At 44.3% G+C, this 22555-nt stretch carries 24 protein-coding genes and 1 tRNA gene; 16 read left to right on the top strand and 9 right to left on the bottom strand.

The window, feature by feature from the left end:
* Positions 1-3: 3 nt before the first annotated feature.
* On the top strand, positions 4-348 hold the full coding sequence (gene grxD, locus IPJ71_06995; GenBank protein MBK7843428.1) for a Grx4 family monothiol glutaredoxin: 345 nt from the start codon (positions 4-6) through the stop codon (positions 346-348).
* On the opposite strand, the gene IPJ71_07000 is transcribed toward grxD, so the two are convergent.
* Both IPJ71_07000 and IPJ71_07005 read right to left on the bottom strand, forming a co-directional pair.
* Positions 308-1087 (bottom strand): hypothetical protein, encoded by a 780-nt coding sequence (locus IPJ71_07000; GenBank protein ID MBK7843429.1) that lies wholly within the window; start codon positions 1085-1087, stop codon positions 308-310. The two genes, grxD and IPJ71_07000, sit on opposite strands and share 41 nt — an antisense overlap.
* Positions 1088-1141: 54 nt before the next feature.
* Positions 1142-1321, bottom strand: a complete 180-nt coding sequence (locus tag IPJ71_07005) for a DUF2892 domain-containing protein (GenBank protein ID MBK7843430.1) — start codon at positions 1319-1321, stop codon at positions 1142-1144.
* A gap of 69 nt (positions 1322-1390) precedes the next feature.
* Here IPJ71_07005 and IPJ71_07010 point away from each other — a divergent pair, with 69 nt between their 5' ends.
* From IPJ71_07010 to IPJ71_07035, 6 genes are all read left to right on the top strand, one after another.
* Positions 1391-2824, top strand: a complete 1434-nt coding sequence (locus IPJ71_07010; protein ID MBK7843431.1) for an MFS transporter — start codon at positions 1391-1393, stop codon at positions 2822-2824.
* A 281-nt stretch (positions 2825-3105) separates the two neighbouring features.
* Positions 3106-3813: a response regulator gene (locus IPJ71_07015; protein ID MBK7843432.1), complete on the top strand. Its 708-nt coding sequence runs from the start codon at positions 3106-3108 to the stop codon at positions 3811-3813.
* Positions 3814-3827: 14 nt separating this feature from the next.
* On the top strand, positions 3828-4205 hold the full coding sequence (locus tag IPJ71_07020) for a response regulator (protein ID MBK7843433.1): 378 nt from the start codon (positions 3828-3830) through the stop codon (positions 4203-4205).
* Positions 4202-5569, top strand: a complete 1368-nt coding sequence (locus IPJ71_07025; GenBank protein MBK7843434.1) for a HAMP domain-containing histidine kinase — start codon at positions 4202-4204, stop codon at positions 5567-5569. Before IPJ71_07020 ends, IPJ71_07025 begins: the two co-directional genes overlap by 4 nt.
* A complete protein-coding gene (locus IPJ71_07030) occupies positions 5566-5913 on the top strand; it encodes an Hpt domain-containing protein (protein MBK7843435.1) in 348 nt (115 codons plus the stop codon). Before IPJ71_07025 ends, IPJ71_07030 begins: the two co-directional genes overlap by 4 nt.
* 56 nt (positions 5914-5969) lie before the next feature.
* Complete coding sequence (locus IPJ71_07035; protein MBK7843436.1) at positions 5970-7355, top strand: FAD-binding oxidoreductase; 1386 nt, start codon at positions 5970-5972, stop codon at positions 7353-7355.
* Positions 7356-7380: 25 nt separating this feature from the next.
* On the opposite strand, the gene serA is transcribed toward IPJ71_07035, so the two are convergent.
* Positions 7381-8601 (bottom strand): phosphoglycerate dehydrogenase, encoded by a 1221-nt coding sequence (gene serA, locus IPJ71_07040; GenBank protein MBK7843437.1) that lies wholly within the window; start codon positions 8599-8601, stop codon positions 7381-7383.
* Between the two features lie 183 nt (positions 8602-8784).
* On the opposite strand from serA, the gene IPJ71_07045 reads away from it, so the two are divergent.
* From IPJ71_07045 to IPJ71_07065, 5 genes are all read left to right on the top strand, one after another.
* Complete coding sequence (locus IPJ71_07045) at positions 8785-10131, top strand: sigma-54-dependent Fis family transcriptional regulator (GenBank protein ID MBK7843438.1); 1347 nt, start codon at positions 8785-8787, stop codon at positions 10129-10131.
* Positions 10128-11054: a phosphatidate cytidylyltransferase gene (locus IPJ71_07050; GenBank protein ID MBK7843439.1), complete on the top strand. Its 927-nt coding sequence runs from the start codon at positions 10128-10130 to the stop codon at positions 11052-11054. The genes IPJ71_07045 and IPJ71_07050 overlap by 4 nt, the downstream gene beginning before the upstream one ends.
* Positions 11051-11854 (top strand): 1-acyl-sn-glycerol-3-phosphate acyltransferase, encoded by an 804-nt coding sequence (locus tag IPJ71_07055; GenBank protein MBK7843440.1) that lies wholly within the window; start codon positions 11051-11053, stop codon positions 11852-11854. Before IPJ71_07050 ends, IPJ71_07055 begins: the two co-directional genes overlap by 4 nt.
* A gap of 138 nt (positions 11855-11992) precedes the next feature.
* Entirely contained in the window at positions 11993-13792 is a 1800-nt protein-coding gene (locus tag IPJ71_07060) for a 2-oxoacid:acceptor oxidoreductase subunit alpha (protein MBK7843441.1), read from the top strand.
* Positions 13789-14814 carry a 2-oxoacid:ferredoxin oxidoreductase subunit beta gene (locus tag IPJ71_07065; GenBank protein MBK7843442.1) on the top strand — a complete coding sequence of 342 codons (1026 nt, stop codon included), beginning with the start codon at positions 13789-13791 and terminating at the stop codon, positions 14812-14814. Before IPJ71_07060 ends, IPJ71_07065 begins: the two co-directional genes overlap by 4 nt.
* On the opposite strand, the gene IPJ71_07070 is transcribed toward IPJ71_07065, so the two are convergent.
* Positions 14811-15746 (bottom strand): hemolysin III family protein, encoded by a 936-nt coding sequence (locus IPJ71_07070; protein MBK7843443.1) that lies wholly within the window; start codon positions 15744-15746, stop codon positions 14811-14813. The genes IPJ71_07065 and IPJ71_07070 overlap by 4 nt on opposite strands.
* Positions 15747-15857: 111 nt before the next feature.
* Positions 15858-16520, bottom strand: coding sequence for a GTP cyclohydrolase I FolE (gene folE, locus IPJ71_07075; GenBank protein MBK7843444.1), 663 nt, complete (start codon positions 16518-16520; stop codon positions 15858-15860).
* A gap of 270 nt (positions 16521-16790) precedes the next feature.
* On the opposite strand from folE, the gene nhaA reads away from it, so the two are divergent.
* On the top strand, positions 16791-18203 hold the full coding sequence (gene nhaA / locus IPJ71_07080; GenBank protein MBK7843445.1) for a Na+/H+ antiporter NhaA: 1413 nt from the start codon (positions 16791-16793) through the stop codon (positions 18201-18203).
* A gap of 74 nt (positions 18204-18277) precedes the next feature.
* A tRNA-Arg gene (locus tag IPJ71_07085) sits at positions 18278-18354 on the top strand.
* A gap of 49 nt (positions 18355-18403) precedes the next feature.
* On the opposite strand, the gene IPJ71_07090 is transcribed toward IPJ71_07085, so the two are convergent.
* Genes IPJ71_07090 through IPJ71_07100 form a run of 3 tightly spaced genes read right to left on the bottom strand, consistent with a single transcriptional unit; the run spans position 18404 to position 19586 of the window.
* Positions 18404-18619 (bottom strand): transposase, encoded by a 216-nt coding sequence (locus tag IPJ71_07090; GenBank protein MBK7843446.1) that lies wholly within the window; start codon positions 18617-18619, stop codon positions 18404-18406.
* Between the two features lie 17 nt (positions 18620-18636).
* Positions 18637-18885 carry a transposase gene (locus IPJ71_07095; protein MBK7843447.1) on the bottom strand — a complete coding sequence of 83 codons (249 nt, stop codon included), beginning with the start codon at positions 18883-18885 and terminating at the stop codon, positions 18637-18639.
* Positions 18852-19586, bottom strand: coding sequence for a transposase (locus IPJ71_07100; GenBank protein ID MBK7843448.1), 735 nt, complete (start codon positions 19584-19586; stop codon positions 18852-18854). Before IPJ71_07100 ends, IPJ71_07095 begins: the two co-directional genes overlap by 34 nt.
* A 220-nt stretch (positions 19587-19806) precedes the next feature.
* Here IPJ71_07100 and IPJ71_07105 point away from each other — a divergent pair, with 220 nt between their 5' ends.
* Positions 19807-20385, top strand: coding sequence for a nucleotidyltransferase domain-containing protein (locus IPJ71_07105; protein MBK7843449.1), 579 nt, complete (start codon positions 19807-19809; stop codon positions 20383-20385).
* Positions 20372-20815 (top strand): hypothetical protein, encoded by a 444-nt coding sequence (locus IPJ71_07110; GenBank protein MBK7843450.1) that lies wholly within the window; start codon positions 20372-20374, stop codon positions 20813-20815. The genes IPJ71_07105 and IPJ71_07110 overlap by 14 nt, the downstream gene beginning before the upstream one ends.
* A 353-nt stretch (positions 20816-21168) precedes the next feature.
* On the opposite strand, the gene IPJ71_07115 is transcribed toward IPJ71_07110, so the two are convergent.
* The gene (locus IPJ71_07115; protein ID MBK7843451.1) at positions 21169-22140 is read right to left on the bottom strand and encodes an amidohydrolase family protein; all 972 of its coding nucleotides are present in this window, start codon (positions 22138-22140) and stop codon (positions 21169-21171) included.
* Positions 22141-22555: the final 415 nt, after the last annotated feature.

Raw genomic sequence — 22555 nt, forward strand, 5'->3', positions numbered from 1 at the left:
GAGATGAATGAACAGACCAAAGAGAGAATTGAAAACCTGCTCAATCAAAATAAAGTAGTCCTTTTTATGAAAGGAACTCCCCACTTTCCCATGTGCGGCTTTTCAGCAAGGGCCATTAGTATACTTCAGGATCTCAAAACAGATTTTGCTACTTGCAATATCCTCGAAGACGAAGAGATTCGCGCGGGAATAAAGGAATATGGCAACTGGCCAACCATACCGCAACTTTATATCAACAAAGAGTTGGTTGGTGGTAGCGACATCATGATGGAAATGTTTCAATCGGGTGAGCTTCTCCAGTTGCTCTCTACTCCGCAATCTGAGCCAACTCCGCAAGTACAGAGTTAAACAGAGTCTCCAAACCCTCTCTTTCCTTGTCGGTGGGCACGCGCTCACTGGTCAGGGCAGAAAGCACGTAAGTCAAGGAACGCTGGGCATTTACGACAAAGACCGATTCGAAACCAAACAGCCCGTGGGCCTCCAACACAAAGGAGCTCTCTGCCCGATCAGGAAAAACACCCTTAATTTTAAGGGATTTAACAAGAGAAGAACCAACTGAAACAGGGGTCAGTTCAAGGATCGCATCAACTGTTCCGTCTGGCCTGACGCTATGATCAAGGCTCAAATTATAGAAGCCTTTGCCATTGATCTTTTTTATGACGTCTTCAATGGACTCCGCATATTCGGTGAAGATGTCCTTTGGATTTGAAGTACGTATTGAAAGGCTCGCCTGACCAGAAGCAAAACTTTGTTGAGTCTTTTCATCCTGGTAAAGAGTCAAATCAATCAGAGACTCGCCGGGCCCAAGCGGAATCCCCTCCACCTCTGCCCAACTCCAAATCAGACCACCGCCGGTAACAAGCTCTTCTGTCCCATCCGGTGTCGGAACATTCTCCAGCTCTCCCCTTGTAATCCTGATATCAAAATGGCTTCTTCCATTTCGATTCAACTCTCTGCGAATATAACTGTTTGCCTTATAGAAGGTCGAAGGGTCAATGGGTCCGGCGGCCGCAGATAAAAAGACACAGGAACCCGAAAGTAAAATCGCAAAATAAGAAGTCCACTGAACAAAAAATCGCTGAAACATTCACACCCCCCCCGTGAAAAGTTGGGATACTATGCTTCATAACAAAAGGAAAAATCAACTCTCGCGAAAGGATTGAAGGAAAAAATAAATAGGGCAAAATCCCCAGGAAGCTGACGCCAAAAAATAAAAGCCCAGGTACGACCAAAAAGGACCACCCAGAAAAGACCAGGTCAAAAGGAAAACACCGAAAACGTATCTGAGAACCCGGTCCCAATAGAGCATATTTCTGCGCAAACCCGCCTCCCGTACCATTGGAGCTTTTAGCCCATTAGCCCATTAGCCCATTAGCCCATTAGCCCATCAGTGTTAACATTGGCAATATTTCACGTCTATATCAATATTCGTCATAATCGTCCCGCGTTTGCCTTTATTATTCCTTCAAGGGACGTAAATCTGTTGGCCCAAGCCAATCCTCTCTTTACAATATCTCCCATGTCGTTGCACCTTGCCTTAAACCACAAAAAATTCACTCCACTATTTTGGACCCAATTTCTGGGAGCCCTCAACGATAATTTTCTCAAAAATTCTTTGGTATTAATGATTACATTCAAGAATGTGCAAGTATTCGGATTGGGTGCGGGAGAGCTCGTTGCCCTGTCTGGTGGGATTTTTATCCTTCCCTTTTTTCTCTTTTCCACACATTCGGGCCAATTAGCCGATAAAATTGAGAAAACTCTTTTGATACGCGCCACTAAAATAGGGGAAATCCTCATCGTAACTCTTGCCGCAATTGGTTTCTATTTTGAATTCTACACAGGCCTTCTCTTTGTATTATTTCTCATGGGCGTTCATTCCACTTTTTTTGGGCCCGTAAAATACAGTATAATCCCGGATCTAGTTCCTCATACCCAGCTGACAGCAGCCAACGCCTATGTAGAGCTTGGCACCTTTATTGCCATTCTTGTTGGAACTATTGGAGGTGGATTGGCAATTAACTTCGGTGGCTCATTGTGGTTCATCATCACGGGGCTCATTTTTGTTGCGGTTTTAGGTCTGTGGGCGAGCACGAAGATACCTCCCGTTCGAGTTGGACAACCCGATCTCAAAATCAATCTGAATCCCTTCCCTACTATGTTTGCGTTTGGAAAAATTATTCGGGAACAGAAACTCATTTTTTGTTCCGTCCTTGGGATCTCCTGGTTTTGGTTTTTTGGAGCCGCTGTTTTAAGTCTCCTTCCTGTTTATGGAAAAGATTTTCTCGGAGCCGGACCCGCCGTCATCACCGCCTTTTTAGCAAGCTTCACGGTGGGAATTGGATTGGGCAGCATTGTCTGTGAAAAACTCTCCTCAAAGCGAGTCGAATTGAAACTCGTGCCGATTGGATCATTAGGTATTTCAGTATTTCTCACTGATCTTTTTTTTGTTTCGCCGTCTTGGACTGCTGATTCGAAAGCCCCATTGTCCCTTCTTCTCTTTTTCCAACATTTCGAGGCCTGGAGAATTTTTGGTGATTTTTTTCTCATGTCTGTTTTCAGCGGGCTTTTCATTGTCCCGCTCTATACTCTGATCCAGCAGCGAAGCAGATCCGAATCCAGGTCTCGGGTCATTGCTGGAAACAACATTCTCAATTCTGTATTTATGGTCACCTCAAGCCTACTGGTTATGTCCCTTCACCTTATGAATCTCAGCCTTCCTCAAATATTCCTCGTCCTGGCATTTCTCAATCTCCTATTTTCGATTTACATTTTTTCGATGGCTCCTGAATTCTTGCAAAGAGCGATTCAGAGGGAGGCCTAAAGGCGTCGCGTCGGAATCTCTTCTGTTCTTCTGTGTCCGCAAACGACACGCTGCTTTATCCTCGCGCAACATTTTCGCTAACTCCTCCTTTTCCCGTTTAAGAGTTCGTCACTTTGTGAATATTTTCTCTTTCTCCGCAGAGCTGATTTTGCCCCTCTATTAAGGTCGCAGTCACCCCTCTCACTTAAGCCCAGTTTGTCCGATGAATACAGTAGAAGGAAAGACAAAGGTCCCGATTAAGGACCCATGAACAAAGATTTCTCAGGCAAGGGAGAATAGCCTTGGGACGAATACTTGTGGTTGATGATGACAAAGACATCCTAAAGTTCACAACGGCCGTTCTCTCTTCTGCAGATCATGTTGTGGCAACGGCAGAAGAGGCCCTTGGTGCCATAGAACTCCTCAACACAGGCTACTTTGATTTGCTCCTAGCTGATGCCAATTTACCTTATTGCTCGGGATTTGATTTGGTGAGAACGCTCCGAAAAAATAAGCGTTTTGAACAACTCTCTATTGCTATGCTGTCCGGCAGAAGAGAGAAAAGAGACATTGAAAAGGGAATTCTCGCAGGAATTGACGACTACATCATCAAACCGATTGATGTTCTCATTTTTAGTAAGAAGGTGGAAAACTTACTTAATAACAGGGCTCCTGCTGAAATGCCGGAGTTGCAGATTCCGGCGGATAGCGAGTTCAAACAAACCTCGCTCATGATCGACGCCGACGTTGTCTCCATTTCAGAATTGGGAGTCACTGTGGTGTCTTCGCAGGAGCCAACACTTCATTCGGTCCTTGAAATTGGCAGCTCCATATTCTTTGAGATCGGCATTCCCTCTCCTCGTGGACGCGTTGTCAGAATAGAACGCCTCAAAGATCTTCGCAGATGGCAGATCAAGCTCAATTTTGTAGGGGCCGACGTTGGAATGTTGCAGAAAATTCGGGCTTGGATTTTCACGAAAGGTTCCTACCGCGACAAAGCCGCTGTTTAACTGGAGTAGCATTGATGAAAATTTTATTGGCTGAAGATGACCCTAACATTTCACTTATTGCCAAACTGGCCCTTGAGCAGTTAGGCGGCCATCAGGTCCACGTCGCAACCGACGGGAAGATGGCACTGGAAATGGCCCTCAGCTATGATTTTGATCTTATACTTCTGGATGAAATGATGCCCAAAATGAATGGATTATCTGTCTGCAGAAAATATCGTGAATCCCATGTCAACAAGGTTCCTGTCATTTTTCTAAGTGCCAAGTCGCAGGAGTCCGATATTACTGAGTTCAGAAACGAAGCATTGGGGTATATTCCAAAACCCTTTGACCCCTCCAGCTTGTGCCAAGACATCATGTCCCTGCTCAATCAAAGTGGAAAGGATATCCCATGAAATCTATTCGCTTTAGACTGCTATCGTTTACTATATTTGCAACTTCCATAATAGTTTATTTCGGAAATCTTTGCCTCACCTCATTTTATGAATACAAAAATGCGCAGGGAAGTCTTCGACAGAGTTTCGACTTGCAAGATCGCATTAAACTTCTAGATGTATGGAAATATCAACGTTCAGTGGTCGAAGAACTTCAAGCCATTCGAAGTACAATAGAACCAGAACATCGAATGACGAGCCTGAGTAACGTGATACAATCTTATGCTGACAAAAATCCGTCGGCTTTAAGTCGTCGAATCGATCATTTTATTCAGAATGAAACAGAATATAGAAAACATCAGCTGCCCCTCACCACTTACTTTGAAAGACGGATAGAGTATTTCTTCGTTGTCATTCTCTCCGTCATGTTCATCACTCTGCTGATCATCTACGCCTATATTCGCGAAACTGTTTTTAGGGAAATCGATTCCCTCTCCCGTAAAATGATCGACTTTCTGAATCAAAAGTACACCTACCAGTTCGCCTTACCCTCATCTAACGAAATGGGTGATCTGCAAGCGACATTCAACTCACTGGCTCAGAAAGTTCTTAGCCAAATGGATGAGTTGAAAACTCTGGACAGAGCCAAATCCGATTTTTTAAGCATCGCAAGCCATGAGTTGAGAACTCCCCTGACGTCAATCAAGGGTTCACTCAGTCTTCTAAAAACCGGCGTCGTCGGGTCTCTGAACGAAGCGTCGGGCAACTTGGTGAGAATTGCGGAAAGCGAGACCGATCGCCTCATTCGACTCATTAATGACTTGCTTGATTTGGCAAAAATTGATGCTCACCGCCTGCCTCTGACAAAAAAATGGTGCTCTCTTAACGAAGTCATCAAACCCACCCTAGAGGGCATTCAAGGGCTCGCTAAAACGGCGGGAGTTCGCCTGATGCACAATGAGCTCCCTCCGGTAGAAGCACTGATGGATCGCGATCGAATTCAGCAGGTTCTGACAAATCTGATTTCTAATGCAATTAAGTACAGCTCAAAAAATAGCTTGGTTCAGATAAACGCCGAAATAGATGGTTCCCAGCAGCTGGTTATATCTGTCCATGATCAAGGAAAGGGTATCGCACCCGAAGATCAAGATCTCATCTTTCAAAAATTCCGACAGGCCACCAATTCAGAAAACCCACTTGTCAAAGGAACCGGCTTAGGTCTAGCAATCGCGAAGGCCTTGGTCGAGGAACACCAAGGAATTATTGGCGTTCACTCAACGGCTAAAAAGGGAAGCACATTTTATTTTACACTTGGTGAATGGAGATTTATTCTGGATAAAGACGAGTCGACCGAGGAGCCTTTCTCAAATGGAGTGGCGGCATGACCAAATTCGATGATTTGATGAAGAATCTCCGTGTTGAATATCTGGAAAGTCTTCCCTCCAAACTCAATGAATTGGAGACTTCCCTCCGAAGCCGAAATTTAGAATGCTTGCGAGAAGATTTTCACAAGCTCAAGGGAACAGGAAAAACCTACGGCTTCCCAGAAATCTCGGAGTTGGGCGAAATGATAGAGCGCCTGCTTATTGAACAACCTCAAAATTTTGATCAAATTGTGCCGGAGGCCATAGAAATTCTAAAAGATATTCACAAAGAACGTCTGGCTTCACGCAGCTTTGACCTGCGAAGCGATGGACGATTTAACGAAATTCGAGCCTTATCTATTTAATTCAGTTTTGGATTGATAGTGATCGTGATATGACCTCCCGTCGGAGGTGAGAATTTATGTCCTTTTCTGATCTCAAGAATTTTTTAAGACCCGATCAAATGAGTCAAAGTCCACAGGACCTTGAAATTTACGGCAAAGACTGGACAAAGCACATCCTGACCAGATCCATCGGTGTTGTGTTCCCAACAAGCACAGAGCAAGTCCGAGACCTCGTTTTATGGGCACGGGAAAATAAAACAGCTTTGGTGCCATCGGGCGGCAGGACCGGCATGAGTGGGGCTGCAGTCGCCACAAAGAGCGAACTGATCGTCTCATTCGAAAAAATGAATAAGATCCTCGAATTTAACTCCATCGATTTGACCGTTCAGTGTCAAGCCGGTGTCATCACAGAGCAGCTTCAAAATTTTGCTAAAGAAAAGGGCTACTATTATCCGGTTGATTTTGCCGCACGGGGTTCCAGTCATGTTGGGGGGAACATCGCAACCAATGCGGGCGGGATCAAAGTTCTCCGCTACGGGTTAACCCGTAATTGGGTGGCTGGAATAAAGGTTGTGACCGGACAGGGACAAATTCTCAATTTGAACAACAGTTTGGTAAAAAATGCGACCGGATATGATTTAAGACAGCTCTTTATTGGCTCAGAGGGAACTTTGGGTTTTATCACGGAGGCCACATTTACGGTCACCCATTCACCTAAGGATCTGACTGTATTTTTGCTCGGAGTTGAAAACCTCGATAATGTCTTAAATATATTTCAAGCCTTTCGGCGTGAAATTCCTCTAACGGCCTACGAAATGTTCACAGACAAGGCTCTCGCTTGTGTTTTAAAACAAGGGCATTTGAAAAACCCATTGAGTGCGGCTTGTCCTTTTTATGTATTGATCGAATTTGAACACGAATCTGAGACGACAATGGACCAAGCCATGGGACTCTTCGAACTGTGTTTAGAAAAAAATTGGGTTGTGGATGGATCCGTTTCTCAGACAGCTCAACAGGCCAAGGATTTTTGGAGATTGCGCGAAGATATATCTGAATCGACAGCTCCTCATCAACCCTACAAGAACGATATTTCTGTTCGTGTCTCGGATGTGACGGCCTTTTTGACTGAACTCAATCAGCTCCTTACAACTGAGTATCCTGATTTCGAAGTCATCTGGTTTGGCCATATCGGAGACGGCAATCTTCATATCAATATTTTGAAGCCGCCTTCTCTCTCCTCTACTGAATTTCTCAACAAATGCCACAAGGTAGATCAGCACTTATTTGAAATGATCGCGCGCTTTAAAGGAAGCATTTCGGCTGAACACGGAGTCGGTTTGACGAAAAAGCCCTATCTGGAATACACACGAAGCGCCGAAGAAATTCAAATCATGAGAGAAATAAAAAAGGTTTTTGATCCGGATGGAATCATTAACCCTGGGAAAATCTTTGATCCTGCTTAAGAACGGCCTCTCATCAAAAGCATTGCTAAAAAAGAACGCGAGTCTTTATGGCGGTTGGAAGATGGCGAATCTCGTCAGCGACTCTTTCGGCTTCACCTTTTTCCATGTCCATAATCAAATATCCAATGTTGGGGTCCGTCGACAAATACTGAGCAAGAATATTTGCTCCATATTCAGAGACAATATTATTAATATCGCGCAAGACACCTGGAACATTTCGATGAACATTGATCAATCTCCGAACTCCTTTTGAAGGAGGAACTTCCAGGTTTGGAAAATTCACTGCACCAAAAGTAGAACCCAGACGCAAAAATTTAATGAGACTCTCGGCAACTTCCTCACCAATGGCCTTTTGAGCTTCCTCGGTGCTGCCCCCCACATGCGGCGTCAGAATCACGTTGTTCATTCCTTGCAATGGGCTCACAAATGGGACCTTATTTGAAGAAGGCTCCTCAGGAAAAACATCAATGGCCGCCCCAGCAAGATGACCAGACTTCAGAGCCTCCACCAAATCTTCGATGTGCACAACAGTGCCGCGACTCGCATTGAGAAGATAACTTCCCTTTTTCATTTTACTTAACTCTTTGGCCCCTAGCATATTTTGAGTGTAAGAAGTTTCAGGAACATGAAGAGTCACAAAATCAGATTGCTTAAGAAGCGTCTCAAGATTTTCAACCGATTGGGCGTTTCCAAGAGGAAGCTTCTTGATAATATCAAAAAATACAACTTTGAGTCCAATGGACTCTGCCATGATGCTCACCTGAGACCCAATGTGTCCGTATCCCACAATTCCAAGGGTTTTTCCGCGAACCTCACGAGAGCCATCAGCCGACTTCAGCCACTGTCCCTGGTGAGAGCCCTGACTGCGGTCACAAAGCTGGCGAGAGAGGGCAATCAGTTCACAAATGACGAGTTCTGCCACACTTCGAGTGTTACTGTATGGGGCATTAAATACCGGAAGTCCCTTTTGATTAGCTACTTCCACAGCAACTTGGTTGGTTCCAATGCAAAAGCAACCAATCGCAAACAGAGCTCCATGATTTTCGAGGACCTTTGGATTCAATTCTGTTTTTGAGCGAATACCCAGTGCTTGATAAGTACCTATCTTTGCACATAGCTCTTCCTCGCTCCAAGCTCCAGACATTCGGTCAACTTTGAATCCTGCTTCTTCAAGCTTTTCTTGAGCAGCGGGATGAATATTTTCAAGCAACAATACTTTGTATTGACTGATCGAAAGCCGAGGCATCATGAGATTGTTCTCCAAACCGAAAAGTTTTGTCGATTCTATCGCTTCACGCGGGGACATTCAATGTTGATTCCATAAAACCATGAAAAATAGTGATTCTTATAAGCAAAATCTGCCAAGAAGAGTTGTCTCAATGAGGACCACGATGTAGCTTAAAGTGCCGCATAATACCAGGGAGATAAGGTGTCAGAACCGCTACGACTGTTGCTCATCGATGACGATCCCTTGGTGGGAGATGCTGTCCGCATTCTCTTGCCTCGCCACTGGGTTGTAACTTTTCATGATAGACCAGAAGAGATTCCCTTTGGTTTTTTTCATGCAGCTATTGTTGACATTCATTTAACTGGGTCCGTCGAGTCTTCCGAAGGCTGCTCTGTGTTGGAGCAACTTCGCAATCGAGATCCGCATCTATCCTTGGTTGCAATGTCGGGAAATATCAATCGTCAGATCATGGAAAAATGTCTGCAACTCGGAGCCTCGCGATTTTTGGCAAAACCTCTTCATGCAAACGAGCTGCTCAATTGTTTGGATAAAATAGAGGCCTCCCTTCGGTTAAAAGGGAGGGTTCAACGCAAATCTAGCTCCGAATTGCGGTGGCTGGGCCGGTCAAAGCCCTCGAGGCTCGTGTTGGAGTCAATCGCCCGCCTTAAAGGAGAAAGTGGACCGATACTTATTTCAGGCGCCACCGGGACGGGAAAGGAAGTTGTTGCACGCCTTCTCCATGAACAGGAAGGACCTGGACGCCCATTTGTAGCAGTGAACATGGCTTCTTTGCCGGAACATCTTTTTGAGTCCGAATTTTTTGGGCATGTGAAGAATGCCTTCACAGGTGCCGATCATCCAAAGACGGGGCTTGCAGAAGCGGCCGAAGGAGGAGATCTCTTTCTTGATGAACTGGAGGCTCTTCCTCTGAGTCAACAAGCCAAGATGCTTCGATTTCTGGAAACGGGTGAAGTGAGGAAAGTGGGGTCTAACCAGGTTACTCGGGTAAACACGAGAGTTCTTTTGGCCACGAATGAATCCCTTGAAACACTTGTCAAAGAAAAAAGATTTCGTGATGACCTGATGTGGAGGCTCAAGGGAAAATGTATTCAGCTTCCGACATTATCCGAGCGGACCGATGATATTCAGCCTCTCGCAGAACATTTCCTTGCAACCACAGGAAATCGAATGAAAACTCTTAGCTCGGATGCCCTGGAAGCCTTGATTCTCTATGAATGGCCCGGAAACGTGCGTGAACTCAAACGTGTCTGCGAGCAACTACTCCTTGTTTGCCCTCTTCCGATCATTCGTGGCGAAGATGTAAAAAATATTTTACCAAAGGCAAAGGCTTCGTTGAGTGCCAGTCTTGGTTTACCGATCGAATTGGGTGAACTCTCTCAAATGCTGAGTCAATTCGAAAAGGCAGTTTTAGAAAAGGCCTTAACTGAGTATTCTGATCTCGGTGACCTCTGTAGAAAACTGGGTCTCTCGCGTTCTACGATTTACAAAAAACTTAAGGATCATCAAGTGCAATGGAGAAATTTGTGAGCCATACGAGCCTTTTTGATCATAGACTTTATCTGGAAACTGGTCTTCTCGTCATTGGACTTATTTCCATATTGGGAATCGGTTTGTTTTTTCTCAGAAAAAATTCAACTCATTTTCGAGCTGGTTGGGCAAGTGTTAAGAGTTGGTTCTTTTTAGCCCCTCTGATCCTCTTTGTTCTGGCCTTACCCTCTCCTTGGCCTCTGTTAGCTCTGACTCTCGTCTCGATTTCTAGTATCAAGGTTTTTTTTCAGATGTCGGGAATGTATCATAGAAGCTGGTTCGTTTGGATTTCCTATATTTTCACCCTTTTGTTGGGACTCACAATCTATCTCGGCGCCGATGAGATTTTTAATATTCTACCAATGATTTTTTTGGGAACGATTTGCTGGATACCTTTGCTGCGCAACAGTTACCAGCGTATGATCCAATACATTGCTTTGAGCCTCATGGCCTTCACTTTTTTTGGATGGTCCCTGATGCATTTGGGTCGGCTGCTCATGCTTGGCTCGGGTCCCTATATTGTTCTCTATCTTTACCTCCTCACCGAGATCAGTGAAAACGTTTCACTCTCCTCGGGTCGATTTTTTGGTAAAATAAAGCCCTTTGCGACAATATCTCCCCGGTTGACACTAGAGGGAGTCCTTATTTCTTTGATGGTCACCCTCCTCGTCGCCTGGGGCATGCGTCATCTTCTCCCAGACCGAAGTGAGCGATTCTGGATTGCAGCGGGACTCGCTGCGGCGGTTCTCGGTCGCTTTGGTGATCTTTTTCTCTCGGTGATTCGCCGCGACTTGGGCATTAGAGATACGGGTGTTTTCATTATAGGTCGTGGAGATATACTTGCGAGAGTGGATAAATTGATTTTTGTCGGGCCAATCTACTACTATCTCTATATTTTTCTTCAAAGACTCCCACATCCATGACTAAGCGAAACTGGAATTGGAACTATGAAAATGAGCAATGGACACAACTGCCCAGCCACCTCAAGCATTTGCCACTTTTCACCCGCCATTTTGACTTTACCAGCCTTATTTTTAGGGCACTGTGGGGATTTTTTTTAAAGGCTCTGGCCTTTCGCTTTTGGATTCGTCTCGAGGTCAGGGGAGATTTTCACAAGATTTACCAAGAACACCCGCGTCTCTTGGTAATTTCCAATCATGCGAGTCACCTCGATGCGGTGTCGATCGCTGCGGCGGTTCCATTCAAATACTGGCTTGATCTCTATATTTCGGCGGCCAAAGACTATTGGTTTGCAAATCCTGTTTTTACTTTTTTCTCCAAGCACTGCCTAGGAGCTATCCCGATCGATCGAAAGGATCGCAAAGGCGAGGCTCTAAAACTTTGCACAAATCTGTTGAATCGACTTGATCGGATTTGGCTGCTGTTATTTCCAGAAGGCACCCGGTCTCCGGATGGCTATATCCAGGATTTCAAAAGAGGAGTATCCGTCTTCTCCGAGAGAACGAACACTCCCATTCTATTTCTCTATCTCGAAGGAAATGCAGCCTTGATGCCAAAGGGGGCCGCTCTGCCTCGCCCGGGAAAACTCGTGGTCCACATTGGTCCCGTGCATCCTCCTGCGCCAATCCAAGAGATCGATGAACACTACCGAAAATGGGTACTCGAAATCAACCCCGAAGCCTACGGTCCAAACTTGAGTTCAGAGCAGCCTCATTTGATAACCGAGGGCATCAAAGACCGTACTCCTGATCCCAAAAAATGAGGGCTCAAGAATTGAAACTCCTCTGAACTTGATCCCACGCACCGTTTGCGTATATTGTAGGACTTTGCACTTATGGACAAGCCTCTCTAGCGAGGAGAAGTTATCTCCTACAACCTCTTAAACGAAAGATGATTTCAAATGGGCAGAATGATAAATGACTTTGTTCTTCACGTCGCCACATCTAATGGAAGCGGAAGTCAGAGCTCGAACAACACTCTGGTGAGAACTTTATTTCGCATGGGCATCCCAGTAACAGGAAAGAACCTCTTCCCATCAAACATTTCCGGACTTCCCACTTGGTTTACGATCCGCGCAAATCCTGAGGGCTTCACCGCCCGACGTGAAGAGAGCGATATCGTCATCGCTATGAATCCAACCACAGCAATTGAGGACCAAAAGAGCGTCATATCAGGTGGCCATTTTTTTCTTAATGATGAAATTCAGTTTCCTGAATCTTTGCGGCGGCAAGACATTAATTTTGTTAGTATCCCTTTTAAAAAGATTGTTGAACCACTCACTGAGTCAGGAAAACTCAAAAAACTTCTTGTCAACATGATCTATGTTGGCGTTGTCGCCGAGCTTCTTGAACTTGATTCCCAGGTACTAAATGATGTCGTCAATACTCTTTTTGCGGACAAAGCTGAAGTCATAGAGCTCAATACCAGATCAATAGCTGCTGGACGAAATTGGGCCAAAGAAAATTTGCAAATACAAGAATTCCCGATCAAAGCCAGAATTGTTCCTGGAGGCAACGAGAAGAAAATTTTAATAGACGGAAATTCTGCCTCAGCGCTGGGATGGCTGTTCGGAGGCTGCACAGTGGCAGCATGGTACCCGATCACGCCGTCATCCTCTTTGGTTGAGGCCTTTCAAAAATATGCGCACAAATACCGAGCAAGTGAAAACGGAAAGAGACGAGCCGCTATCGTTCAAGCGGAAGATGAATTGGCCTCGATATCTATGGTTCTTGGTGCTGGATGGGCAGGCGCTCGTGCTGTGACCGCGACCTCAGGACCTGGGCTTTCGTTGATGGCCGAAGCCGCGGGTCTCGCCTACTTTGCAGAAATCCCCTCAGTTATTTGGAACGTACAGAGGGGGGGACCTTCTACAGGATTGCCAACACGCACCCAACAGGCCGACCTCTCGGCTGCTCAAAACCTGTCTCACGGAGACACGCAACACATCGTCCTTTTGCCTGCTAATCCAAGTGAATGTTTTGAATTTGGACAAACGGGGTTCGATCTGGCTGAACGATTGCAAACTCTTGTTATTGTCTTAAGTGATTTGGATTTAGGAATGAATCTCTGGGTGAGCAATGAGTTCAGCTATCCACAAAAACCTTACGATCGTGGCAAGGTGTTAAGTCATGCGGATCTCGATCGCGTGGGGACCTTTGCTCGCTACCGAGATATTGACGGCGATGGAATTCCTCAGCGCACCCTTCCCGGAACCCACCATCCCCTTGCTGCCTATTTTACCAGGGGAACTGGACATGACGAGAAGTCAAACTACAGCGAAAATCCTCAGGTCTACGCGGCCATGCTGGACCGCTTGAAGGCAAAATTTGAAACGGCAAAGACACTTGTTCCAAGTCCAGTCATAGACAAAGATCCCAAAGCACAAGTGAGTCTGATTGCTTTTGGCTCGACTGATTTTGCCATATCTGAGGTCAGACGTTTACTCAAGGAAAAGCAAACTCCGACCAATTATCTGCGGTTGCGTGCTCTCCCAATGAGTGAGGATGTCGAGAAGTTTTTGATAGAGAGTAAACGTGTCTACATTATCGAACAAAATCGCGATGGTCAGTTGGCTCGGCTGATCAGGGAACAGTGGCCACAACACCATCATAAATTAATTTCTGTCCTTCAGTATGATGGGATGCCAATAACCCCTTTGAAAATTTTTAATCAAATTGCTCACCTGGAGAATCAATTATGAATTCGCTCAACTCCATTGGACTTTCAAGAACTGACTACTCCGGAAGCAAGTCAACGCTTTGTACAGGTTGCGGGCATGACAGTGTGACCAGCCACATCATTTCGGCCTTTTACAAGTCAGGAGTTGTTCCCTATCAAGTGGCGAAACTCTCTGGCATTGGCTGCTCGAGCAAAACACCAGCTTATTTTATGAACAAGGCTCATGGGTTTAATGCGATTCACGGCCGGATGGCTCCCGTCGCGACGGGAGTTAAGGTCGCAAATCCAAGTTTGGTCTGCATTGGCGTATCAGGAGATGGCGATACTGCAAGTATCGGTGTCGGGGGTTTTGTCCATTTGCTAAGACGAAATCTTCCTCTCATTTACATTGTCGAGAACAACGGTGTTTTTGGCTTAACAAAAGGGCAGTTTTCGGCCACCGCTGACAAAGGAAGCCGACATAAATCTGGAGAAAAAAATCCATTTTCAACAATCGATCTCTGTTCCATCGCAATCGATCTTGGCTGTTCCTTTGTGGCAAGGTCATTTTCTGGAGATGCGAAACAATTGGTCCCTCTCATTGAAGCGGCTATCCATCATCGAGGAACGGCCCTCATTGATGTCATTTCGCCTTGTATCACCTTTGCTAACCATGAAGGCTCTACAAAAAGTTACAGTTCCGTTCGAGAACACAATCACGTCTTGCAGGAGCTTGGTTTCATTCAGGCCTTTGAACAAATTAATGTTGATTACAATGAAGGCGAAACACAGATCGTGCAAATGCCAGATGGATCAAAACTTAGTTTGAAAAAGCTGAACTCCTCTGAGCACGACGTCAGGAATGCAAGTCAAGCAATTCATTTGCTCACTGAATCCAGAAATCGCGGAGAAATTCTCACCGGGATGTTTTATCTCGATGAAACTCATGAAAATCTGATTGAAACTCTTCAACTGGATGCCACAAAACCCCTGGCCTTAATGACCGAAAGGGAACTGAGGCCTCCGCCTGAGGCCCTCAAAGAGATCATGAGCGAATATCGCTAAAGCTTTTTCTGTTCAATTTGATGAAATGGTTTGGAAGCATTTTGATCTGCTTCTGCTTCGTCAAAGCTCCATAGCTCTTCATAGCTAAAGCTAAGACGAGTACTCTGTGGAGGCTGACGACTGTGAAATCTATCAGCAATTTTTTCTCGCAAGAGAACACGCATCTCATCGATTGATTTTGCCTCAACGCGAATCGATTCACCAATCGTCTCCGCAACGCAGTCTCCTTTTTCTGTGCATCTCACTCGAACAAGTAAATGCTTCACCAGAGGATGAGAGGCCCACCGATAGATGAAAAACCAATGCAAAGTTGCTCCAACAATAACAAACACATGAAATATCTCATGCGGTCCAACTACCCCAGGGATAAGGATTGGCCATTTGATAAATTCAAGAATTGCTCCAACCGAATAAGCAACGCCACCCCAAATCAAAAAGTGATAATTTTCTTTTCCAAAGATCTGAACAAAACGCCAACCCGTCATCACTCCTATCCAACCTAGCCCTAGGTAAAAAGTAAGACTCAACCAATCCGGAATTTCCTTAAAAAAAATAGTCTTGAGTACCAGCCCCGTAACGGCGATAGACCAGATGACAAGCAAAACCCCCCACCTCCAAAATCCTCGAAATAAAATAATGTGAATGGGAGTGAAAGTTCCCGCAACCAAAACCCAAATGGCCGCATGATCAAGACGCTGCAGGACCATCCGCGGGTATCCTCCCGGTTCGAGAAGGTGGTAAACTCCACTCATAGAAAAAAGAAAAACTAAAGAGCAAGAAAAGACCAGAAGACTTGATTGTCTCCAGAAATTTCCTCTGCCCCTTTTTAATAGAAAAAATGTGCCGACTAGCGAAGCAAAGGCAGCTAACAAATGAGACCAGCAGCTAAAAGGTTCGCTGAATCCCGGAATAGGAATGACGGCCATATCCATATCCTCCTCCTTATCCTTCTCCTTTTTTTATCTTTATCCTTACCTTTACCTTTTTCCAAAAAAAACTCGGTCCCTCTCAAATAATTTTCAATAAATTATTATAGACTGAGATCATGTCATGCAATTATTTGTATCGCAGTGACTCAAAAATTCTGACCTAGTTTCACTTTTGCATTTAAAATCACCGCGCAAGTCACAGGTCACTGTGACGCTACTCGAATCCTCTACACCTCGACTGGCCATACAGTGATGCTTAGCTGAAATGTGAACGGCCACATTCTTGGTATCGAGAACATAGGAAAGACAGTCGGCAATCTGTTTCGTCAAACGCTCCTGAACTTGAGGACGACGCGAAAAATATCTGGCAATCCGATTAATTTTAGAAAGTCCAATGACCCGATCCTTCGGAATATATGCAATCGTCGCATAACCATCAATGGTCTGAAAGTGATGTTCGCAGGTCGATTTGATTTCGATTCTTTGACCGACAATCATCTGATCATAGGCCATTTCATTGTCTATAACGGTTATTTTTGGAAAATTTTCGCTCCAAAGGCCTGAGAAAAGTTCGTCCACGTACATTCTGGCGACCCTCTGAGGAGTCTCTTTCAAGCTATCGTTGGCGAGGTCCAACCCCAAGATATCCATAATTTCCGCCACTTTTAGCGCAATCTTCTCGATCTTCTCGGCCCGGTTCAGCCCAGTGGATACCATGGGCGTGGGAGTTATTTGGGCCAGGATTTCATCAACTGTGTAAGTCTTTTCTGGAGCCATAAAATTAATTACCTCATAAGGAAATAAAGAGGAGCGGAATGTAGCAAAGTTAAAGTAGGGAAGAAAGAAAGAAGCTGTTTCACAAAATCGAAACGAGAGAAACAACAAACGATATAACGCATTACGTTATTATGTTTCAGACGGAATGCATTGATTAATGCTTCTCACGGATAGTAGAGATTGCAGGTGGCTTTTGAATATTTGAATCTCATAGAGAGCGGCTAAAATAGATCAAGAGAACTATGAACTGCACAGAAAGGTTTTTTTAGGATGACAGACAAATTGGGACACCGGCGCGCGCAGAAGATTGTTTCCACTATCCTCTCTCCGATCGAAAGGTTTCTCCAGTTTGAATCAGCCAGCGGAATCATTCTGATCCTTGTGACGATATTAACCATGATCTGGGCCAATTCTCCTTGGGCAGATGTTTATTTCCATTTGATTGAAACGCCTATCTCATTCCGGATTGGGAATTGGAACCTAGAATTGAGCCTCCATGCCTGGGTGAATGACGCCCTCATGGTCATTTTCTTTTTTGTCGTGGGACTTGAGATAAAAAGAGAATTGGTCATGGGTGAACTGGCTTCGCCGCGAAAGGCCGCCCTGCCCTTGTTCGCAGCTCTTGGAGGCATGCTATTCCCTGCCTTGATTTATAGCGCCTTCAATTTGAATGGGCCCGGTCACTCTGGATGGGGAATACCCATGGCCACGGACATAGCTTTTGCCGTGGGAATCCTTCTTCTCATGGGTAAAAAGGTACCCTTTCCTCTCAAAGTATTTCTATTGGCACTCGCGATAGCTGACGACCTCGGCGCTGTTTCGGTCATTGGCTTTTTTTACACCTCAGATGTTTCCCAAGTTTTTTTGTTTTTTGTGGCGCTTGGAATACTAACTGTTGCTTTCATTAAATACTTAGGAGTTCGTAAAATTCCTATTTATACCATCTTAGGAGTTCTGATTTGGTTTGCCATCCTCAGAAGCGGAATTCATGCCACTATCGCGGGAGTCATTCTGGGCCTTATGACTCCTGCGAAACCCTTCCTTCGCAAGAAAGAAGCTCCTGAGAAAATCAAAAAAATCGTTGATGATCTTGATAATTACCTAGAGGGAAAAGACACGGAGGGAAACAAAACTTCTCCGGTTTTGAGTCCCGCGACAGAGTATCTCGACGAGAAGACCAAAGGGATGCTGGAAAAGCTTCACCACCTTTCAAATGAGGCGCGCTCACCCCTGGATCGGTTGATTCACGTCCTGCATCCGATTGTGAGCTTTGCAATTATGCCTATTTTTGCCATTGTCAATACAGGCATCAGTTTGGCAGGCTTTGATTTTTCTTTGCTTTTGCAAAATCACATTAGCCTTGGCATTATTTTCGGACTCATGGTGGGAAAACCAATCGGAGTGATGCTTTTCTCCTGGTTTGCAGTTCGGATGAACCTGGCGCAACTACCTCGCGGTGTTACCTGGTATCACATAGCATGCGTGGGCTGTCTGGGAGGAATTGGATTTACCATGGCTTTGTTCATTAGCCATATTGCTTTAAAGACCCCTGATCTTGAAATTTACTCTAAGCTTGGCGTTCTTATCGGTTCATTCTTATCAGCTATCTTGGGTATGTCTCTTCTTGGATTAGCTAAAAATAGCCAATCTACAGATGTCAGTCCTGAGTTGGCGAGAGAATAGGGAGTGTTTTTTTCAAGTCCAAAGGTTTTGACAGAATGATGTTGTCCGTATATCGATAGATTGTCGTTTCTAAGGGTCGCGTAGCTCAGTTGGATAGAGCAACTGCCTTCTAAGCAGTAGGTCGCATGTTCGAGTCATGCCGCGATCACCATTATTTTCAGGCTCTTCTCTTTTTACTGTTGGTCTTTTCAAAATAACATTCAAGAACAGGCATTTAACGTTCTCAATCGGTAATTTTTAAAGCTCTTATACCCGCAAGCCCGTCTCTGGACAAGCTTTGCTGTCTTATTAAAGGCTTCAGTTCTAGCATTTGTCAGCCCTGTTGCAAAATAAACTAAGACCTCCTTTTTCCAAGACTCCAGTGTTTTCGCTAATTTTAAAAGCGTTGCGTGATTGGTTTGTTTGAGCTGGCTCAGGAGACGATAAAATCCCTTTACAGGGCGGCAACTCCCTTTGTGCGATAAAACTCGTAGAGTTTTTCTTTAAACCGGTAAATCATGTTTAATTCTGGATGCTTCTTTAGATAACTGTCCATATCACTTCGTAAGTAATAGTCGAGACGGATTCGATTTTTCAGAGTCAGCCTTTTCAAACTCAACTCCTTTCGATGCCCATGGATTTGTTTTTGCAGTTTCATAATGGTTGGGGTCAGCAGGCGCAGCACATGGAACTTATCTGCCACGATCTGTGCGTTTGGAAAAAACTCTCGTACAAATTTAGATAGGATGAAGACATATCCATCGCCACCCAGCGCACGTTTTCTCGGCCCGGTAAATGAGCTAGCTGTTTTAACAGCCCTTTTACATCCTTTCCCCGCACCATCTCAAAAAGACGTTTGTGGCACATATCTGTGAACACCGTTGCGTATTCGCAGTAACCTTTCCTTCGGGTAAAAAAATGCTCATCAATGCCAATTGCCGCCGGCCATGGATAATTGATCTTCTCTTTTACTTTTGTTTCCTGATGTTTATAAAATACCTTGTAAGTAAAACTCGACGAACATTGATACCTGGTTTGAATATCCTTAATACAACTAAACTGCTCACACATCTCGGCAATGAATTTCATAAATCGGCCCGTCGATCGTTGATTCTTATTAAAGCCCTCGATTTTCTCCGTGAAAGGCTTGCGACAACTCTTGCAGTAATAACGTTGCTTTATAATCTCAATGTATAAAGTCTCCGATCGTAATGGCTCGTCCCGGAGGCGTGTGCGGGCCCGGCCATAAAATGTCCTACTCTCAACGCCACACCGTGGACAAACTTCCTGCCGCGTTGGTATCGTCTCTGTTAACCAAATCGTACGTCCTGAATCCTGCCGAGACCCTAAAAATTTTAACTTCTTACTGGGTAAATAAAATGATAGATCTTTAACTATAGGCATAGCCGTTCTCCTTTCGAGAAAAGTGTTGTGGTAAACAAATTTCACCGAATAAAACGGTTATTGCCTATTCTCTTTTAATTTATTTTGACAACTCGCTTCCAACTTTTAAAGGGGAAGAACCTATCCTTTTAATATTCCCAGACTTTTCTCCAGTTTTCCAAAAACGCAACATTCCGATATGTATGCTTATAGCATACAATTGTATGCTATAAGCATACATATGAACTTACTTGCTCAAATTCTTTCTAGCCAAGTTCGCGCTGAAATATTTCGTCTCTTATTCAATAGAGAAGAAAGTTCTATTTATCTTCGGGATCTGGAACGAAAATCAGGCTTCTCTATCAGAACCATTCAAAATGAAATTACTCATCTTAAAGATCTCGATCTGATTAATTCAGAACGCGATGGAAACCGCATTTACTACTCCGCTAACTCAAATCACCCAATCTATCCGGAAATATGCGGGCTTGTTGAAAAAACATCTGGCATTAAGGAAAAACTCAAACAGATTTTATCTTCCCTCACTGGAATTCAGTGTGCCTTTATCTTTGGATCATTTGCGAAAGGCGAAGAAAAATCCCATAGCGACATTGATATCATCATCATTGGAGACATTGGTTTGCGTGCAATTTCTCCAGCCTTAAAATCAGTTACTGAACAAACTCAGAGAGAAATCAATCCTCATGTCTATTCCATGAAATCTTGGAAGCAAAGGTTGAATAAGAAAGATCATTTCATTCGTAGTATCATGAAGGACAAAAGGGTTTTCCTGATCGGAGATGAAAATGTCATTAGTTGACTGGGCCAAGAATGGCTGGCTTCGCACACATAAACCCAGTAAGGAAGAAATCCAAAATCTCCTTGAAATCGTTGAGCGCGATCTAAAGGATGCGTCTGTAAAAGGAATTTCTGACGATTGGAAGTTTGGTATTGCTTACAATGCCGCTCTTAAAATCTGCACCATTCTTCTCCATAGTTCTGGTTATAGACCAGAAAAAAATCTCGCCCACTACAGGACTCTTCAATCCATACAGCTTATTTTAGGCAAAGATCACTCAGATAGCGCTAGCTACCTGGAAACCTGCAGAAAAAAGCGCAATGAAACAGAGTATGACTTTGCCGGAACTGTCAGCGAAGAGGAAGCACACGAGCTGATCGATTTTTGCAAAGAACTCAAAACCGAAGCAATGGCTTGGTTAAAAAAGAACTACAAAAATTTGCTGAAGTAAGGTACCCGTGCACTGGCCGTGAATGAAATGGAAAATTTTTTTAGTAAGATCCGCCGACTAAGGCTTTCAAAAGTGGTGGTCAATGAATTCGGATTCTTTGCAGAAATTGAGGAGAGATCTCGAATCCTGACGAGCGAGGGCGAAATCTCCCCAAGAGAATTTTCCAGATGAACTCAGGAGTCCTGATTCGGTAATACACCGGCCTCCGCGATCCTATACCTAAGCATTTTGTATCAAATAGTGCTGTCACGAGAGCAAGAAGAAGAATTCTTCAGAAAACAGCCAGCAATCTGAAAACGAAGAGACGATTGTCTGATACTCTTGCTAAATAATGGTATCATCATCTACATTTACTATTTTACGCCTGATTTACTGGTATTCCCTAAGGTGCTTTCTGGCATGATTTTATTCAGCAGCCTTTGTGGATTCTGAAACAAAATTTTATCAATTTCATCTGCGGTAAAAACTTTCGATTTCTCAATATCTGAGTAGTAATCTTGGTAATTTTCTCGCCTTGGAGGAGTTCCTCCTATGCTATAATCCGAACCGTATACGACATTGCTCATTCCGAATTTTCGATAGGCCACGACCAATTCATTGTCGGAATATCCATGGTGATTTAGGGCTGTTGATGTATCAAGAAATAAATTGGAACGCTTACGAGCGGGAGTCAAAGCAAGTGCTTCAATAAATTTCGGGGAATAACCACTGTGACCTACAATAATTTGAACATCTGGAAATTTTGTTGAGATTTTTAGATAGGCTTCTGCTTCGGCTTTGAAGTCCTTCTCTTGAAGAAGACTTAAGGGATGAATAAGAACAACTTTAAGTGATGGGTTTGAATTCAGAATACTTTCCAGTTTTGAAAAATTAACAGGCACAGCAAGTGAATGGGTAGGTTCACGAAGCTTCAGACCAATCATACCTGTCTGTTTCAGGCAGCTCCGTATGACTTCTTCTCCATCTTCAGATTCCAAATTTCCTCCGCACAAACCAAGAAAACTCTCAGGATGCTGCTGGACAATTTGGCTTGTTCGAAGGTCAAACTCCTTTCTGTAATCTCTCCACTCTTGCTTTTCATGATCAAAAATTCGAGACTGTAGATATCCTGGAGAAATCAGTAGGGCTCTGCCGAACTGTTTAGAATTAAGAACAGCTTTTAAGTCTTCGGCGTTGTTTCCGGACTTAGCAGTTGGAGCAGAGTACAGATCGTAGTGCAGGTGAACATCCAGAGGCACTTTTCTTGTTGTTGTTGCGGCACTGGCATTAAATTGAAAAATGAGAAGAATCCAGCCAAGCACGCGCGAAAACCAAAGTTGTTTCACAGCACCTCCTCAAAAGATTGTAATGTCAGATCAACGACAAAGCACCTAAAGGACGGGTCCAATTTTGTGGAGCTCGACTTTTCGTGGGGTCGATCGAGCGACCCCACAAAATATTTGTTAAGTCAGAGCTTGTCTCAGATATTTCCGCCAATATGAAAATGCGAGAAAATAGTAATTACGGGGTAACAGTTCTTCTTTATCGCTGAATATTTCTATCACACTGTTCTCAGACAAGCGTGCTGTTAGGCTAGTGGGCCAATTGCTCGTTGTGCTGGTGAAGATCCAAACCAAGCCTCTCACCATCCGGTAAGACTTCAAGATAGTGAACATGAGACCTAAAAAACTTTGACTTTACAAGGACTTATCAAGTAGCTTGATGTTGGGGGGGGCTGCATGATTCATTTGGCTGGCTTTG

The organism is Bdellovibrionales bacterium (genome assembly GCA_016714165.1).
GTDB lineage: Bacteria > Bdellovibrionota > Bdellovibrionia > Bdellovibrionales > UBA1609 > JADJVA01.